The following is a 15957-nucleotide window of genomic DNA, read 5'->3' as shown; positions in this document are numbered from 1 at the left end:
GCCTCGGCGACGTGAAGGAGCGGATCGTCGAGTACCTGGTCGGCCCGGCGCTTGCGGACGGCCAGCCCCCCTCGATCGAGGGGGGCCGGGGCCGCCGCCGATTTCGCGGGAGGGCGCCGATGCGGTTAGACTCGTGCAACTGCTCGGCGAGGGATGCCGTGTGCCTGCTGGACGGGCACCGACACCGTGATCGACGCGCTGCCGGTAGCGGATTCCGTCCGCCGGCAGAAGCCGTTGCCGCCGAGTGACCCCCGAACGTACTGAGGGTGTGGTCCCGGCGGTTTTTCGCGTTGCCTGCACCCCCGCGCCAGTCTTCACGAGGAGTGCAGTCGTGTCCGAGATCCGCCTTGCCGCTGAGACCCGTACCGAGTTCGGCAAGGGTGCCGCCCGTCGCGCCCGCCGCGCCGGCTTCGTCCCCGGTGTCGTCTACGGCCACGGCCACGCCCCGGTTCACCTGAACCTGCCCGGCCACGACCTGATGATGGCCCTCAAGACCCCGAACGCCCTGCTGGTCGTCCCGATCGACGGCAAGGACGAGTACGTGCTGCCGAAGGCCGTCCAGCGCGAGGCCATCAAGCGCACCATCGAGCACGTCGACCTGCTGCTGGTCAAGCGTGGCGAGAAGGTCACCGTCGAGGTTCCGGTCCACACCGAGGGTGAGCTGGCCGCGGGCGGCAACCTGCTGGAGCACGTCCTGCAGGCCCTGCCGGTCGAGGCCGAGGCCACCCACCTGCCCGAGGCCGTCACCGTCTCGGTCGAGGGCCTGGAGGCCGGTGCCTCGGTCCACGCCAAGGACATCGTCCTGCCGGCCAACGTCTCGCTGGCCGTCGACGCCGACGCCGTCGTGCTGCAGGTCATCGCCGCCCAGGCCGCCCCGGCCGAGGGCGCCGAGGCCGAGGGCGCCGAGGCCTGAGCCTCCCAGCGCTTAACAGCTGAGACCGCTGCCCCGGTCGCTCCCGCTGGAGCGACCGGGGCAGCGGTGTGTCCGGGATGATGACGTCGAGCGCTAAGGCGAGGAGAGCAAGGAATGGCTGAGGAGTACGACGGGCCCTGGCTGGTGGTGGGGCTGGGCAACCCCGGGGAGCAGTACGCCCGGAACCGGCACAACATCGGCTTCATGGTGGTGGACCTGCTGGCGCGGCGGTTGGGCGCGAAGTTCAAGGCGCACAAGAGCCGGGCGCAGGTGGCCGAGGGTCGGCTGGCGGGCAGGCGGGTGGTGCTGGCCAAGCCGATGTCCTTCATGAACCTCTCCGGCGGGCCGGTGACGGCGCTGCGGGACTTCTACAAGGTGCCGGCCTCGGCGCTGATCGTCGTCCACGACGAGCTGGACATCGACTACGCGGCGCTGCGGCTGAAGCTGGGCGGCGGCGACAACGGCCACAACGGGCTGAAGTCGATCACCAAGTCACTGGGCCCGGACTACCACCGGGTGCGCTGCGGGATCGGTCGTCCGCCGGGCCGGATGGAGGTCGCGGACTTCGTGCTGAAGGACTTCTCCTCGACCGAGCGCAAGGAGCTGGAGTGGTTCGTGGACCGCTCGGCGGACGCGGTGGAGGCGCTGCTGTCCGAGGGGCTGGAGCGGGCGCAGGGCACGTACAACTCCTGACTGGCCGTCATGGACGTGCTGCGCGCGGTGCGCAACAGTCGTACAACGCTTGCCGTTCCAAACCTGAATCCATGTGAGAACCCTGTGCGGGATCGGATAGCGTCGGCCTGGTACGCGAACGGGTCGTGGGGAGTTCTCGATGCGGAGATTGCGTCCGGTCCGCCGACTTCGGCGGCTCCGGGTGGTCCGGCTGAAGCAGCTCGGACGACGGGTCGGCACGGCCGGTGCGCTGGGGGCGGCCGGAGTGTTGTTGTCCAGCGGTGCGGTGGCGCACGCCGATCCGGCGGCGGAGCCGGATCCGGCGGTCTCGCCGGAGCCGGCGGCGGTGCAGTTCGCTCCGGTGCTCGGCGACACGGTCGGGCCGGACGCCGGGCTGCTGGCGGTCGGCGGCGGCCTGGTGGTCGTGGCAGGCGGCGTCGCGCTGTGGCTGAAGCGCCGGCGCGCGGGCGAGCCCGCGGAGTAGGAACGTGACGTGAGGGGCCGGTGTCCACGGGAGTGGGCGCCGGCCCCTTCGTGTGTCCGGGATCCGGTCGCCGGCATGTCATCCGTTTTCGGTGGTCGGGGCGTCTGGAGGGTATGAAGCGCGAATCGATGCGCCCGGGGGGTTCCGGATCCGATCCGTTCGACGAGTTCGTGTCGGCTCGGTACCAGGCCCTGCTCCGGGGCGCCTACCTGATCACCGGGGACGTCCACGACGCCCGGGACCTGCTGCATGACGCGCTGGCCCGGGTGTATCCGAAACGGTCGGCGATCCGGGACCCGGGGGCGGCCGAGGGGTACGTCCGCCGGACGATGGTGCGCACCCACGTCTCGCGGTGGCGCCGCACCAGACGCGAGGTGCTGACGTCCGCGCCGCCGGACGGACCGGCGGCCCAGGAGGCCGAGCGGGACGAGCAGTTGGCGGCGGCGATGGCCGGGCTGCCCCGGCGGCAGCGCGCGGCGGTGGTGCTGCGTTACTACCTGGACCTGTCGGTCGCCCAGGTGGCGGAGGAGCTGGGGTGCTCGGTGCCCACGGCGAAGACCCATCTGGCGCGGGGGATCAAGGCGCTTCGACAGGAACTGGAACCGATCAAGGAGTTGGTGGGTCGTGAGCGCTGAGGACGGGTTCGAGGAGGAGCTGGTCGTCCGGCTCGGGGCGCGCGCGGCGGAGGTCGGCGGCAGCCCGCCGCTGGCCGAGCTGCGCGAGGCGGGGCGGCGACGGGCACGGCGGCAGGGTGTCGTGCGGGGGGTGACGGCGGTGGCGGCGCTGGCGGTCGGCGCGGGGGTGCTGACGCAGTTGGGCGGCGGTGGTTCGGGCGTCGGCAGTGCGGTGGGCGCGGCCGGGACGGGCCTGCCGTCGGCGAGCGCGACGCGGGGGTGGGGCCGGGACGACGTGAGCCCGCTCTTCGCGTGCACGGAGGGACCGACGTCGCTGCGGACGCCGGGGGTGCACTTCCACCCGAGCCTGCCGTCGTCCGGCGTTTCGTCGTCGGGGGTGCCGTCGTCCGGGGCGCCGTCGTCCGGCGTTTCGTCGTCGGGGGCGCCCGCGTCCGGGCCCGCGTCCTCGGGGTCGCCGTCGGCGCCGTCATCCGCGCAGTTGCAGCGGCTCGATCTGGAGCGGACGGCCGAGGCCGTGGGCAGGATGGCGACCACGAGCTACCGGGACCACTACTTCGGCCTCTGCTTCGAGGACGACACGAGCACGGTGCACGTGATGCGGGTCCCGGGCTCCAACCTGGACACCGCCGTGGCCCGGATGATGGCCGACCGGCCCGCGCTGAAGGTGCGGTTCGTCGACGCGGTCGCGTCGCTCGACGACCAGAAGGCCCTGGCGGCCCGGATCGACGGGGACCGCGCGTACTGGCGCTCCAAGGGCGTGGAGATCCAGTTCGTGGCGGTCGCCAACGACGGTGCCGGGCTGGTGGTCGACACCCCGCAGTGGGCCTCCGCCGGAGCGGAGGTCAAGGCGAGGTACGGCCCTCTGGTGGTCGAGGTCCGGTAGGGAGAACCAGCGGGGCCGGCGGCGGGCAGTGCGCCCGCCGCCGGCCCCTTCGCCGTGCGCGCCCGTCAGCCGGTGTTGCGCAGGCCGGCGGCGATGCCGTTGACGGTGAGCAGCAGCGCGCGGGCGCGCAGCGGGTCCTCGCTGCGGCCCGCCGCGACCTCCTCGCGCTGGCGGCGCAGCAGCGCGACCTGGAGGTAGGAGATCGGGTCGAGGTAGGCGTCACGGACGGTGAAGGTCTGCTTCAGCACCGGGTTGTGCTCCAGCAGTTCGCTCTCGCCGGTGAGCCGCAGGACCTCGCGCAGGGTGAGGTCGTGCTCGGCGACGATCTGGTCGAAGATGTGGTGCAGCTCGGTGGGTACCAGCTGCTCGACGTAGTGGCGGGCGATCCGCAGGTCGGTCTTGGCCAGCGTCATGGCGACGTTGGACAGGAAGTTGCGGAAGAAGTGCCACTGGCCGTGCATCTCGTCCAGCACGTCGCCGAGGCCGGCCGCGCGGGCGGCGGCGAGACCGGAGCCGACGCCGTACCAGCCGGGGACGATCTGGCGGGACTGGGTCCAGCCGAACACCCACGGGATGGCCCGCAGGCCGTCCAGGCCGGCGCCGGAGTCGGGGCGGCGGGACGGGCGGGAGCCCAGGTGCAGCGAGGCGAGCTGGTCGACCGGGGTGGCGGCGAAGAAGTACTTCGGCAGGTCGTCCTGGTCGACCAGGGCCCGGTAGGAGGTGTGGGCGGCCTCGGAGACCTGGTCCATCGCGGCGTCCCAGCGGGCCAGCTCCTCGGGGGCCTGGCGCGGGGAGGTGTGCAGAGCGGAGGCGGCCAGGGTGGCGGAGAGGGTCAGCTCCAGGTTCTCCCGGGCGAGGGAGGGGAGCAGGTACTTGTCGGAGATGACCTCGCCCTGCTCGGTGACCTTGATCTCGCCCTCCAGAGTGCCCCAGGGCTGGGCCAGGATGGCCTCGTGCGAGGGCCCGCCGCCGCGGCCGACGGTGCCGCCGCGGCCGTGGAAGAGGCGCAGCCGGATGCCGTAGCGGTGGGCGACGTCGCGCAGCCGGCGCTGGGCCCGGTGGATCTCCCACTGGGAGGTGGTGATGCCGCCGAACTTGGAGGAGTCGGAGTAGCCGAGCATGACCTCCTGGACGTCGCCGCGCAGCGAGACGAGCAGTCGGTAGGACGGGTCGGAGAGCATCTCGTCCAGGATGCGGTCGGCCTGCTGGAGCTCGTCGGTGGTCTCCAGCAGCGGCACGATGCCGATCTTGGCGACGCCGGTGTGCAGGTCGATCAGGCCGGCCTCGCGGGCCAGCACGGTGGCGGCGAAGACGTCGTCGGCGCCCTGGCACATCGAGATGATGTAGCTCTCGACGATCTCGTCGCCGAAGCGCTCGAAGCCCTCGCGGATGGTGTTGAAGACGCCGAGGGTCTTGGTGCCGGCCTCGTCCAGCGGGGCCGGGGTGGGGGCGAGCGGGCGGCGCGAGCGCAGCTCCTTGGCGAGCAGCTTCTGCCGGTACTCGCGGGGCATGTCGGCGTAGCGCCAGGCCTCCTCGCCGAGGCGGTCGAAGAGCTGGCCGAGGGCGTGGTGGTGGGCCTCGGCGTGCTCGCGCACGTCCATGGTGGCGAGCTGGAGGCCGAAGGCCTCGATGGTGTTGATGGCGCGGGCCAGGCGGCCGTCGGCGATCAGTTCGCCGCGGTGGGCGCGCAGCGAGTCCTGGATAAGCCGCAGGTCGGCGATCAGCTCGCGGGTGCCGAGGTAGTCGCGGCCCTCGATGTGCGGGGTGCCGCCGGCCAGCCGCTCGCGGGTGTTCTCCAGCTTGAGCCGGATGCAGGTGGCCTTGAGGCGGTAGGGCTCCTCGGCGTTCATCCGCTTGTAGCGGGGGCTGAGTTCGGGGAGCCGGTGCAGGTCGGTGTTGAGCGAGGCGAGCAGCTCGACCGAGGCGCCGGCCAGCCGCTCGGAGGTGGAGAGGGTGTTGCGCAGGTCGTCGATGGCGGCGAGGGCGTCCTTGATGCCGTACTCGTGCTGGAGGTTGAGGACGTCCCAGGTGACCTGCGGGGTGACGTTGGGGTTGCCGTCGCGGTCGCCGCCGATCCAGGTGCCGAAGGTCAGCGGGCGGACGCCGGCGGGCAGGCCCAGGCCGACCCGGGCGAGTTCCTCGTGCAGCTCCTCCAGCACCTCGGGGACGGCCTCGCGGTAGAGCTCGTCCAGGTAGTAGACGGCGTTGCGGGCCTCGTCGGTGGGCTCGGGGCGGGCGATGCGCAGTTCGTCGGTCTGCCAGAGCAGGTCGATGACCTCGGCCAGGCGGCGGTCGGCGGAGCGCTTGGCGCTGCTGGTGCGGGCCGGGTCGGCGGCGGCGAGGCCGGAGGTGAGCTCCTCGCGGTGGATGCGGTCGAGGAGTTCGCCGATCCGGCGCAGCTTGTTGAGCACGCTGCGGCGGGCGGCCTCGGTGGGGTGGGCGGTGAAGACCGGGCGGACCGCGAGGTGGGCCAGGGTGTCCTGGAGGTGCTTGGGGTCGGCCTCGGCGAGCTGGTCGGCGGTCTGGGCGAGCAGCGAGCCCTCGCGGGCGCGGCGGGTGGCGAACTCGCGGCCGCGGTGCACCTGCTCGGTGACGTTGGCGAGGTGGAAGTAGGTGGAGAACGCGCGGACCAGCTTCGCGGCGGTGTCCAGGTCGATGTCGGAGAGGAGTTCGGCGGTGGCCTCGCCGTCGGTGCGGCTGAGCAGACGGACTTGTTCGACCAGGCCCAGCAGCTGGGGGCCCTCCTGGCGGACCAGCGTCTCGCCGAGCAGGTCGCCGAGGCGGCGGATGTCCGCACGCAGCGCAGCATTGTCGGCGATGGCGGTGGGGCTGTCCGCCGGGTTGGGGACCGGAGCGGTCACGGCTGGCTCCCTGTGGTGGTGGGGTTCGGCAACGGCTCATCGTCACAGGTCCACGCGCAGTGTGGCGGGTGTGACGCGTGCGGACCGCGCTGTCCGACGCGACCAGCATAGGTGTCGGGGCGGTCGCTGTCCGCGAGGTGGCCGGATGGCGGACAGGCCCGCCGAAAAGCACCTGCGGTCTGGACCACTTGAGCAGTTCGCGAGGTGTACCGGGTTATCCCGGTGGGGAGGGGGAGGGGTTGCCGCTTAGGCTGTCACGCATGAGCAAGTCGCCTGGGGAGCGCGTGCCGGTCCGGTCGTTCTGGTGGTGGAAGCGGCGGCGGAGCGCCTTCCTGGACATCGTGCTGGCGCTGCTGGCCGCGCTGGAGTGCTCGGCCAGCACGGTCGCCTTCCTGGGGGCCCGGGTGCACCTGTCCGGCGCGGGCACGGTCGCGATCGCGGTGCTCGGCACGCTGGCGGGCGGCTCGCTGGTGCTGCGCCGGCGGTGGCCGGCCGTACCGGTGCTGGTGACCCTGGTGCTGATGCCCGGGATGCTCGGGGTGCTGCTGCTGGTGGTGTCGCTGTACACGCTGGCGGAGACCTGGGAGTGGCCGACGCGGCGCTGGCGGGTGGTGTCGCTGTCGGGGCTGGCCTTCGGTGAGGCGGTCGCGGTGATGATGGTGTCCATGCTGACACCGGGCGACTCGACGGTGGAGCAGCCGGCGCTCTGGGTCCAGGTGCTGATAGCGGTGCTGGTGGCGGTCGGGCTGACCGTCCCGCCGGTGGTGACCGGACTGTACGTGGGGGCGAGGCGGCGGCTGATCGAGTCCCTCAAGGACCGCGCCCACGGCCTGGAGACCGAGCTGGACCTGCTGGCCGAGCAGGCGCAGGAGCGCGCCCGCCGGGCGCGGCTGGAGGAACGCACCCGGATCGCCCGGGAGATGCACGACGTGGTGGCGCACCGGGTGTCGCTGATGGTGGTGCACGCCGGGGCGCTGGAGCGGATCGTCGGCAAGGACCCGGAGAAGGCCGCGCAGAGCGCGAAGTTGATGGGCGAGGTGGGCCGGCAGGCGCTGAACGAGCTGCGCGAGATCCTAGGCGTGCTGCGGATGGACGACGAGCGGCAGCCGGAGCCGGACTCGCTGGCCGGGCTGCCCCGGCTGGTCGACCAGTCCCGGGCGGCCGGGATGGCGGTGACCCTGACGGTCAGCGGCGGCCGGCAGGAGTTCACCGGGGAGGCCGAGCAGACCGCGTACCGGGTGGTCCAGGAGGGGCTGACCAACGCCCACAAGCACGCGGGCGGGGCACAGGTGTCCGTACTGCTCGCGTACGCGCCGAACGGGGTGCGGGTGAGCGTGGTGAACGCCTGCCCGGGCGGGGAGCGGGGTGCGGCGCAGCTGCCCAGCGGCGGCAACGGGCTGGTCGGCATGCGCGAGCGGGTGGTCGCGCTCGGCGGCACCTTCTCGGCCGGACCGGAGGCGGACGGCGGGTTCCGGGTCGAGGCGGTGCTGCCGTCCAGGCTGGCGGTCCGGACGAACCGGCTGGGCTGACGGGCCGACCAGGCTAGGAGTACTCCTCCGCGGTGCGCAGCCGTTCCGGGGCGGCGCCCAGGACCAGGGCGCTGATCGCCTGGTCGATGCCGTGGCCGAGGAACCACTCGCCGGTGTGGTCCAGGCTGTAGACCCGGCCCTCCTCGTCGACGGCCAGCAGCGCCTGCCCGTACGCCTCCTCGCCGAGCGGGGCGAGCTGGGTGCCGAGCGCCCGGCCGAGGTCGAACAGGGTGCGCGGCTGGTGCAGGCCGCACAGCGGGTCGATCAGGAACGGGGTGCGGGCCAGCTGGCGGCCCGGGCCGGACAGGTCGAAGGCGAGGCCGCCGAACTCGGCCCAGGCCTCCACCGCCGCCGGGAACACCGCGTGCGGGACGCCGCCGGACCCGTCGTACCCGGCCAGGGTGTCGGCCCACTCCTCGGCCTGCCGGATCTGCCAGCGGCCGGGGTGCCAGCCGGCCGTCTTGAGCTCGGCGGCGACGTCGGCGGGGAAGCGCGGGCGGGTCCGCCCGAGGGTGCCGGCCGAGGACAGGGTGGCCGGGGGCGGGGGTGGGCTGGGCGGGTTCAGGGCGGACTCCGGGGATCGGGGACAGGGGGCGTACGAGGGAGCGGCCGGCGCGCGGATCAGCGCGCGAACGGCCCGACGGCGACGCTCTGCACGGTGAAGTGCTCCAGCATCGGGGCGCAGGAGCGGCACGGCGGGGCGTGGGTGCCGTGCGCCGGGTCGCCCTCCTCGCGGATCCGTACGGTCGTCATCCGGGAGCCCTTGAGTGCCTTGCGGGCCTCGTTCAGGCTCATCGGCTTGCGGGCCGCTCGCTTCGAGCGCTTGCCGTCGACCGTGGTCAGGTACTGGGAGAGCAGGACGGCCTCCGGGCAGCGGCCGGTGAACCGCTCGCGGGCCTCGACCGGCAGGGCGTCCAGGAAGTCGCCGACCAGCGGGTGCAGGACCGGGCGACGCTCGTCCTTGTCGCCCGCCAGGGTGTGCACCTCGCCGCCCTTGAGCGACAGCGCGGCGGCGACGGCGGGCAGCAGGCTGTCGCGGTGGTGGCGCAGCACGGGCGGGCCCGCCGGCTCACCGGTGGTCATGCGGTGTCCTCCTCCTCGTTCCCGGCGGTCCGGTTCCTGTTGGGTCCTGTTGGTCCTGGGCAAGCCTGTCATTTGACACCGACAAGCGCACAACCGGGGTGCGGGCACGGTCGAACCCCGGTACGGCCGTTGGTTGATCGGCGGGGCGCCCGTTGGCATCCTGACGCGACCCCGGCCGGGTCCGCACACCATCATCACGACTTGTCCGCCAATCTACCGAAACCACCCCGATGCGGAGCCGTGGCCGGTACGGTTCCGGCAGCCCGCCGAAGGGGGCGCGGCCCGTCCACCTGTTCGGCCAACTCGCGCCGTTGGAGGAACTGTTGGAGGTGGCCGGCGGCCGTCCGGTGGTGGAGTGCGCGGCGCAGTCCCAGGGCGCCGGGCAGCACGGGCGGGGCTGGGGGTGTTCACCGGCGACCGTGAACTCGCCGAAGCCGTGAGGGTGATCGGCGCCGGGTCGCACTGCCCCGTCCCGGTCCACCTGCCGCTGCACCCGCACCTCACGCAGACACGGCAACTGCGGGTCGTGGAGGTGTTGGGACGGGCGCCGGGTGCGGGGGTTCGCTCGGCCGGGTGACCCCCTAGGCTGGTGCCCAGCAAGCGCACCGAGAATTTGCAGCAGCCAGTGGGGGCTCCCAGATGACGACAGGTCGGCCCGGCGTCGCCGCCGCACCGAACGCGGCGTACGCAGGTCAGGTGGTGCACTTCCCGGATCCGGTCCGCGCGGAGCGGCACCCGGCCGGGGTCCGGGTGGACGAGTCCGGCTACCCGGACTTCGGCCCGTACGCCGCCGCGGCGGCCGAGGTCGCCGACCCGCCGGAGGGCTTCGGCGTGGACGAACTGCGGCTGACCGACTACGTCTCCGCCAACGCCGCGCTGTTCACCCAGGGCCACCCGCTCTGGGCCGACCTGGAGACCGCGGTGGCCACCCCGCCCGGCTGGACCTGGCACCACGCGGTCGGCCGGGCCGCCCCCGGCTGGCGGCGGATGGAGCTCGTCCCGGTCGAGGTCAAGGCCCTGCTGCGGCACCACGGCGGCCTGGCCACCTCGCCCGCCGACCACTCCCGCCGCGGCACCCGTCCGCTGCAGGAGCGCCGGCCCGTCCACTTCTCGCTGGCCAAGGACGGTGGCGACCCGATCGGCGTCCCCGAGGACCTGGTGCAGCGCGCCGAGGAGCGGCTCGGCTACCGGCTGCCCGGCGCCTACCGGACCTTCCTCAAGCTGGGCGGCGGCCGCGGCCCGGTCGGGGTGGCGCTGGACACCGAGCTGGGCATGCTGCTCGACCAGCCGTTCCTGACCCTCACCGAGGAGTACGGCACCGAGGACGTCGTGTACGCCAACAAGTGCCTGCGCGACCACCTCACCAAGGACTACCTGGGCATCGCCTACGTGCAGGGCGGCATCCTCGCGCTCAAGGTGCGCGGCGACCGGACCGGCTCGGTCTGGTTCCACCTGTACGACGACGCCCGCGACTCCGGCGCGCCGGAGGCCCCGGAGGACCGCTGCGCCCGGCTGCTGCTGCCCTGCGGGGACGACTTCGACGCCTTCCTCCTGCGGCTGGCCGGCAGCCCGCCGGAGCTGGAGACCGTCGCGGAGCTGATGGTGGACGGCGGGTTCGCCCGGGCCGTCCCGGTGGGCTGACGCGCGTGGGCGCCGGGGTGCAGGTGGAACGGGGGACGAAGAGGATGCGGACAGGGGTGAACCGGGCGTGGTGACGTACGCGCAGGCGCAGGAGATCGCCGAGGAGTGGATCAACGGCGGCGTGCCGCACGCGCAGCAGCGCGAGGTGCGGGTCCGGGAGTTCGACCTGGGCTTCGTCTGCTGGGCGGTCGCGCCCGCGGACGAAGCCGCCGGTACGGACGGCGGTGGGAGCGGCTCGGGTGAGGCGCGGCTGGTGATCGCCCGGGACTCGGGCGCCAGCACGCTCTGGCCCGCGCTGCCCGTCAACGAGGTGGTCCGGCAGTACGAAGAGGTGTACGGGCGGCCGGTCGCGGCCAACCCGGCCGGGGCGGCGAAGCCCGCACCGGGGCCGGTGGAGGCCACCTCCTTCCTGCTCAGCCCGCCGCAGTGGCTGCAGGAGGCGGGGGCCGCGGCGATCGCGGCGGAGGCGGAGAAGCTGGGGGGCGCTGCCGCCCCGGCCGCTGCCACCGCCCCTGCTCCGACGGCTGCCCCGGCCCCGATGGCCGCCCCGGCTCCCGCTCCGGCGCCCGCACCCGTGCCGCCCGCACCCGTGCCGCCCGCACCCGTGCCGTCCGCGCCGCCGGCGCCCGCCGTGCTGACCGCGCCGCCGGTCTCCGACCGGCCCGCCGGGGACGCGCCGACCATGCTCGCCCCGCCGCCCGGCGACGAGCCGGCCTTCGCGCCGCAGCCCCCGGTCTTCGCGCCGCAGCCCCCGGCCGCCGCGTCGGTGCCGCCGCCGGCCGCACCCGTGGAGCCGGTCGCTCCAGTCGCTCCCACCGCGCCGGTCGGCGTCGAGGCGGCGACCGTGCTGATGCCCGAGGGCCTGCGCACCTCCGGCTCGGACCTGCCCGACGCGCCCGCCCCGGCCGGGGCCGAGGCCGCGACCATGCTGATGCCCCCGGGCAGCGACGGCTACGGCATGCCGCCGGTCCCGCCGTCCGTCGCCCAACCCCCGGCCGCTCCGCCCGCCGCCCCGCCGGCCCCGGTGCCCGCCGCGGCCGCCGAGCCGGCGCCGACGCTGCTCGCGCCGCCGGACGCCATGCCCGGTCTGATGGGCCTGCCCGGTGCCCCGGTCACCCCGCCTGCGGGCGGTGCGCCGGTCGAGCAGGCGCCCACCATGCTGGCCTCGCCCGGTGGGCTGGCCGGTCTGCCCGGCGGCCCCGGTGCACCGTCCGCCCCGCCCGCCGCTGCGTCGGCGCAGGGCGGGCTCGGCCGCGCCCCCGGGTCGGCCCCGCCGCCGCCCCCGCCGGCCGCGCTGCGCGGCGGTCCGTCCGGCGGCCCCTCCGGCTCCTCGGGCTCGGGCGGGCTGGGCCGCAACCAGGCCACCGCCCCGCCGCCGCCCCCGCCCGCCGAGCTGAGGCACACCCCGGGCTCCGGCACGCCCGTCGGCGGTGCCAGCGGCCGGGCGGCCGGTTCGACCCCGCCGCCCCCGCCTCCGGCGGGCCTGCGCAGCGGTGACACCCCGGCCCCGACCCCGCAGGGCGCGCCCGCCGGGCCCGCGGCCGGGATCGCGTACGAGGCGACCCAGCTGGCCAGCGCGATCGACCCGGCGCTGCTCGCCGGCCCGGCGGACCCGGGCACCCCGCCGTCCGGCGGCCCCGCCGTCCCGCCGCCGCCCGGCGGCCCGACCGCCCCCGCCGCGCCCGCGGCCGGGTACGGCTACCCGAACGCGGGCGCCGCGCCCGGCGTCGTCCCGCCGACCCCGGTCACCGGCCCGCCGCAGGGCGCGCCGGTCCCGCCCGGGGTCCCCGCGGTCGGCCCCGGCTACTTCGCCGCGCTCAGCTACCGGGGCCCGGACGGCTCGGAGCAGAAGCTGCTGCACCGCAGCGAGCCCGGCACCCCGCACCCGGAGTGGAAGATCCTGCAGGACCTGCGCCGGCTGAACGTGCCCCCGGAGCAGGTGCTGGAGCTCTACACCGAGCTGGAGTCCTGCGACCTGCCGGGCGGCTACTGCAACCGCATGATCGCGGCCTCCTGGCCGAACGTGCGGCTCACCCACACCGCCCCGTACGGCCGCGACCACGCCTCCCGGCAGGCCGGGATGGCCGAGCTGCTCGACCACCTGGACGAGCTGCACCAGCTGGCCTCGGGCGCCCAGCGGGTCCGCCCGTTCCGGGTGCCGCTGCCCGCGCCCGGGACGGTCCAGCAGCTGCCTCCGGCACCGCCGCAGCAGCTCGCCCAGGAGGTCGGCGAGGCCTTCGGGCAGAACCTGTTCCGCTACGAGCAGCGCGCGGTCTCCCGTCAGGGCGTGCCGGAGCCGGTGTCGCAGAGCCTGATGTGGGCCGGGCTGCCGCGCGACTTCGGGCCGTTCTTCTGGGCCCAGGCGCAGGAGGGCCGGCCGATCCCGACCCTCGCCGAGCTGGCCGCCGAGCGCGGCCTCCCCGCGGCCCCGGACTTCGGCGGCTACCTGGTGCTCGGCAACGACTACGGCCGTCAGCTGTGCGTCCAGTACGGCACCGCGCACGTGGTCGCCGTGGACGTCGACGGAACCGGCCAGCCGCCGCGCTTCGTCAACAGCGGTGTACCGGAGTTCGTCCGCGCGCTGGCCCTGCTGGGCCGGATGTGGCGGCTGCGGTACGGGCTGACGCCGGAGCAGGCCGGTCGCTGGACCACCGACTTCCAGGCGCAGCTCGCCGCGATCGACCCGGCGGCCCTGCAGAACGCGGACACCTGGTGGGCCGTGCTGCTGGAGCAGTTCTGGGACGGTCTGCTGTAGCGGACCGTCGCGGATCCTCGCAGGTGGGGAGGGGTCGTTCCGGTGTCCGGAACGACCCCTCCGGCATGTCCCGGTAGCTGTGCCTCGTTGGGGTTTCGTCCGGATCTGCGCAAAATAGGTCGAGAGGGTGGGTCTATTCGTCCGGCCCTCGACATATTCCGGTCCGCACGACGACCGGATCCGGCCCCGGCCTGCGAACCGGTTCCGGATCCGTCCGTTCCGTCCGATCATGGGCTCCGCAGCCCGCGAAACGAGGGGAAGAGCCCATGAGCGACGCCGTCCCCCAGTACGGCTTCACCCAGGCCCGGCGCGGCTACGCGCCCGAGCAGGTCGACCGGGCGCTCGCCGCCCTGACCGCACAACGCGACGAGGCGTGGGAGCGCTTGAGCGTCCTGGGCGCCGGGATCCGGCAGATGGAGGCCCGGCTGGACGACGTCCGCCGCGCCGCCGACGAGGCCCCGGAGCCGGACTATCAGGTGCTCAGCGAGCAGGCCGCCGGACTGGCCGAGATGGCGCAGAACGAGGCCCGCACGGTGAAGGAGAAGGCCGAGCGCGCCGCCGAGGACCTGCGGGACGAGGTGTACGAGGCCGGGCAGGCGCTCGCCAAGGCGGCCAAGGAGTACGGCGCCACCATCCGCGCGGAGGCCGACGCGGCCGCCCGCCGCACCGACGAGCGCACCCGCGCCGAGGCCGAGGGCATCCGGGCCGAGGCCGACCGGGAGAGCCGCGAAGCCCGGGACGGCGCCACCGCCTACGCCGCCAAGGTCCGGGTGGCCGCCGCCGAGACCAGCGAGCACGCCGAGGCCGAGCTGGCCACCAAGCGCCGCAAGGCCGACGAGACCTTCGCCGAGGCCCAGGCCAAGGCCGACGCCGAGGAAGCCGAGGTCTCCGCGACGGCCGAGCGCCGGGTCAGGGAGGCCGAGCAGTACCGGGAGACCGTGCTCAACCAGATCAAGCAGCTGGAGACCGACGCCCAGGCCAAGGCCGACCAGCTGGTCGAGCAGGCCCGCCGGGAGGCCGAGAAGATCAACGCGGCGACCGAGCGCGACCAGCGCGCGTTCGACACCCGGCTGGAGACCGTCCAGAAGCACCTGGACCACATCAAGGCGACGCTGGCCTCGCTCACGGGCGCGGCGGTCGGGCAGATCGAGCCCGAGGAGGAGGCTGTCGAGGACGCCGACCCGGCGGACGCCGTGGCCGACGCGGTGCCGGTGGACTCGGAGGCGGACACCGGGGAGATCCCGGTGCGGAACCTGCGGAAGGCCTCGGTCCCGGCTCCGGCAGCGGCTCCGGCCCCCGACAAGGCCGAGGATCCGGCTCCGGCCCCCGACAAGGCTCCGACTCCGGAGAAGTCGACGGCGGTGCTGCGACAGCCGGTGGTAGGCGGGGGCGCTGCGGGTGCCAGGGCCGACGGTGCCAAGGGCGCTGCCGCCGAGCCGGTGGTGACCGGCCCGGTCGCCCCGGCCGCGGTGCCGCCGAAGCCGGCCGCGCCGCCCGAGCCGACCGCCGACCGGGACAGCGCGAAGGATTCGGAGGGCGCGGAGGACGCCGAGGAGTCCGGGGACGAGACCCGGATCATCCCGAAGATCATCATCGTGGACGACGGCAGCGGCTACGCCGCCCCCAACACGGTCGCCTACCGCCGTCGCTAACCCTTGCCCTCACCCGCGATCAGCTGGGTGAGCTTGGCGTCCTGGGCCCTGACCGCCTCCTTCTGTGCGGTCAGGGCCTCCGCGTTGCGGTCGATCAGCTGACGCTGGTAACCGGCCAGCACGGCGAACCAGAGGCCGGCCAGGTTGGACTTGACGGTGCAGTCGGCGTCGGCGCGGGCGGCGGCCAGCTCGGCCGGGGTGGGCTCCGGCGCGGCCTGGTACCTGCGGGACAGCTCCTCCGGGGTGGTGGCCTCGAAGCCGGCGGCCGACATGCAGGCGGTCCACTCCTTGGTGGCCGTCACCACCCGGGCGTCCTTGGCGGTGGCCTTGGTCGACTCGTCGAACAGCCGGCTGACCAGCTCGCCGCCAGCCGCGGGCGGTGAGCCGAGCCGTTCGGCGGTCTGCCGGTCGCAGTCCACCCGGGCGTTGTCGTAGGCCTCGCCGGCTCCGGCCGGGGCGGGGTCCGGCCGCGGGGCGGTCCGCTTCGGCGGGTGGAAGCCCAGGGTCGCCGCGGCCTGCGCCCCGAGGTAGCCCCAGGGACCGGCCGGCAGGGCGGTCGCGTTGTCCGGCGGCTGCGCGGCCTGCAGGCCGTCCCCGTCGAACGCGGCGAATCCGGCCCGGTGCATGCAGGAGACGACCAGCACATTTCGTGCCTGAATCTCCTTGACGGAGGTTTGATCATCAGCCTGATAAGCGGAGAGGGGAAGTCCGGTCAGTCCGCCGCGACCGGATTCCGGAGCGGTTGTCGAACTGACCTCCGGCGGAGTCGGAGAGGATTCGGAGGAACCCTTGCCGGAACCGTCCGAGCAGCCTGCGGATAAAACCGACAGAACGGCCGTCAGGGATATG

15 protein-coding genes are annotated in these 15957 nt (G+C 74.4%); 11 read left to right on the top strand and 4 right to left on the bottom strand.

Going from position 1 to position 15957, the window contains the following annotated elements:
- The 6 genes from ACWC9T_RS32765 to ACWC9T_RS32740 all read left to right on the top strand — a co-directional run.
- The coding region (locus ACWC9T_RS32765) for a hypothetical protein (protein WP_449824683.1) at positions 1 to 248 on the top strand (248 nt) is incomplete at its 5' end.
- An 83-nt stretch (positions 249 to 331) separates the two neighbouring features.
- The gene (locus ACWC9T_RS32760; RefSeq protein WP_449824682.1) at positions 332 to 913 is read left to right on the top strand and encodes a 50S ribosomal protein L25/general stress protein Ctc; all 582 of its coding nucleotides are present in this window, start codon (positions 332 to 334) and stop codon (positions 911 to 913) included.
- Positions 914 to 1027: 114 nt separating this feature from the next.
- A complete protein-coding gene (gene pth, locus ACWC9T_RS32755) occupies positions 1028 to 1606 on the top strand; it encodes an aminoacyl-tRNA hydrolase (protein WP_449824681.1) in 579 nt (192 codons plus the stop codon).
- A 139-nt stretch (positions 1607 to 1745) separates the two neighbouring features.
- A complete protein-coding gene (locus ACWC9T_RS32750) occupies positions 1746 to 2069 on the top strand; it encodes a hypothetical protein (RefSeq protein ID WP_449824680.1) in 324 nt (107 codons plus the stop codon).
- Positions 2070 to 2182: 113 nt separating this feature from the next.
- A complete protein-coding gene (locus ACWC9T_RS32745) occupies positions 2183 to 2704 on the top strand; it encodes a SigE family RNA polymerase sigma factor (RefSeq protein WP_449824679.1) in 522 nt (173 codons plus the stop codon).
- A complete protein-coding gene (locus ACWC9T_RS32740; RefSeq protein ID WP_449824678.1) occupies positions 2694 to 3587 on the top strand; it encodes a hypothetical protein in 894 nt (297 codons plus the stop codon). Before ACWC9T_RS32745 ends, ACWC9T_RS32740 begins: the two co-directional genes overlap by 11 nt.
- A gap of 65 nt (positions 3588 to 3652) precedes the next feature.
- On the opposite strand, the gene ppc is transcribed toward ACWC9T_RS32740, so the two are convergent.
- The gene (gene ppc, locus ACWC9T_RS32735; protein ID WP_449824677.1) at positions 3653 to 6448 is read right to left on the bottom strand and encodes a phosphoenolpyruvate carboxylase; all 2796 of its coding nucleotides are present in this window, start codon (positions 6446 to 6448) and stop codon (positions 3653 to 3655) included.
- Positions 6449 to 6708: 260 nt separating this feature from the next.
- On the opposite strand from ppc, the gene ACWC9T_RS32730 reads away from it, so the two are divergent.
- Positions 6709 to 7977, top strand: a complete 1269-nt coding sequence (locus ACWC9T_RS32730) for a sensor histidine kinase (protein WP_449824676.1) — start codon at positions 6709 to 6711, stop codon at positions 7975 to 7977.
- Positions 7978 to 7990: 13 nt separating this feature from the next.
- Here ACWC9T_RS32730 and ACWC9T_RS32725 read toward each other — a convergent pair whose 3' ends face one another.
- Positions 7991 to 8506: an SUKH-3 domain-containing protein gene (locus ACWC9T_RS32725; protein ID WP_449824685.1), complete on the bottom strand. Its 516-nt coding sequence runs from the start codon at positions 8504 to 8506 to the stop codon at positions 7991 to 7993.
- 92 nt (positions 8507 to 8598) lie between these two features.
- Positions 8599 to 9060, bottom strand: coding sequence for a YwqJ-related putative deaminase (locus ACWC9T_RS32720; RefSeq protein WP_449824675.1), 462 nt, complete (start codon positions 9058 to 9060; stop codon positions 8599 to 8601).
- A 230-nt stretch (positions 9061 to 9290) separates the two neighbouring features.
- Between ACWC9T_RS32720 and ACWC9T_RS32715 the strand changes: the two genes are divergently transcribed.
- The 4 genes from ACWC9T_RS32715 to ACWC9T_RS32700 all read left to right on the top strand — a co-directional run bounded on the left by ACWC9T_RS32715 (position 9291) and on the right by ACWC9T_RS32700 (position 15108).
- The gene (locus ACWC9T_RS32715; RefSeq protein ID WP_449824674.1) at positions 9291 to 9500 is read left to right on the top strand and encodes a hypothetical protein; all 210 of its coding nucleotides are present in this window, start codon (positions 9291 to 9293) and stop codon (positions 9498 to 9500) included.
- Positions 9501 to 9699: 199 nt separating this feature from the next.
- The gene (locus ACWC9T_RS32710; protein ID WP_449824673.1) at positions 9700 to 10701 is read left to right on the top strand and encodes an SMI1/KNR4 family protein; all 1002 of its coding nucleotides are present in this window, start codon (positions 9700 to 9702) and stop codon (positions 10699 to 10701) included.
- A gap of 67 nt (positions 10702 to 10768) precedes the next feature.
- Entirely contained in the window at positions 10769 to 13456 is a 2688-nt protein-coding gene (locus ACWC9T_RS32705) for an SUKH-4 family immunity protein (RefSeq protein WP_449824672.1), read from the top strand.
- 266 nt (positions 13457 to 13722) lie between these two features.
- Positions 13723 to 15108 (top strand): hypothetical protein, encoded by a 1386-nt coding sequence (locus tag ACWC9T_RS32700; RefSeq protein ID WP_449824671.1) that lies wholly within the window; start codon positions 13723 to 13725, stop codon positions 15106 to 15108.
- Here ACWC9T_RS32700 and ACWC9T_RS32695 read toward each other — a convergent pair.
- The gene (locus tag ACWC9T_RS32695; protein ID WP_449824670.1) at positions 15105 to 15752 is read right to left on the bottom strand and encodes a hypothetical protein; all 648 of its coding nucleotides are present in this window, start codon (positions 15750 to 15752) and stop codon (positions 15105 to 15107) included. The two genes, ACWC9T_RS32700 and ACWC9T_RS32695, sit on opposite strands and share 4 nt — an antisense overlap.
- Positions 15753 to 15957: the final 205 nt, after the last annotated feature.

It is taken from the genome of Kitasatospora sp. NPDC001159 (genome assembly GCF_053598235.1).
Note: the sequence above shows the minus strand (reverse complement) of the source record. Positions and strands in the feature narration are given on the sequence as shown.

Bases quoted from the DNA above. Each gene is read 5' to 3' on its own strand.
- pth (WP_449824681.1), top strand. From the start codon at position 1,028: ATGGCTGAGGAGTACGACGGGCCCTGGCTGGTGGTGGGGCTGGGCAAC.
- ACWC9T_RS32750 (WP_449824680.1), top strand. From the start codon at position 1,746: ATGCGGAGATTGCGTCCGGTCCGCCGACTTCGGCGGCTCCGGGTGGTC.
- ACWC9T_RS32745 (WP_449824679.1), top strand. From the start codon at position 2,183: ATGAAGCGCGAATCGATGCGCCCGGGGGGTTCCGGATCCGATCCGTTC.
- ACWC9T_RS32730 (WP_449824676.1), top strand. From the start codon at position 6,709: ATGAGCAAGTCGCCTGGGGAGCGCGTGCCGGTCCGGTCGTTCTGGTGG.
- ACWC9T_RS32720 (WP_449824675.1), bottom strand. From the start codon at position 9,060: ATGACCACCGGTGAGCCGGCGGGCCCGCCCGTGCTGCGCCACCACCGC.
- ACWC9T_RS32715 (WP_449824674.1), top strand. From the start codon at position 9,291: ATGCGGAGCCGTGGCCGGTACGGTTCCGGCAGCCCGCCGAAGGGGGCG.
- ACWC9T_RS32710 (WP_449824673.1), top strand. From the start codon at position 9,700: ATGACGACAGGTCGGCCCGGCGTCGCCGCCGCACCGAACGCGGCGTAC.
- ACWC9T_RS32700 (WP_449824671.1), top strand. From the start codon at position 13,723: ATGAGCGACGCCGTCCCCCAGTACGGCTTCACCCAGGCCCGGCGCGGC.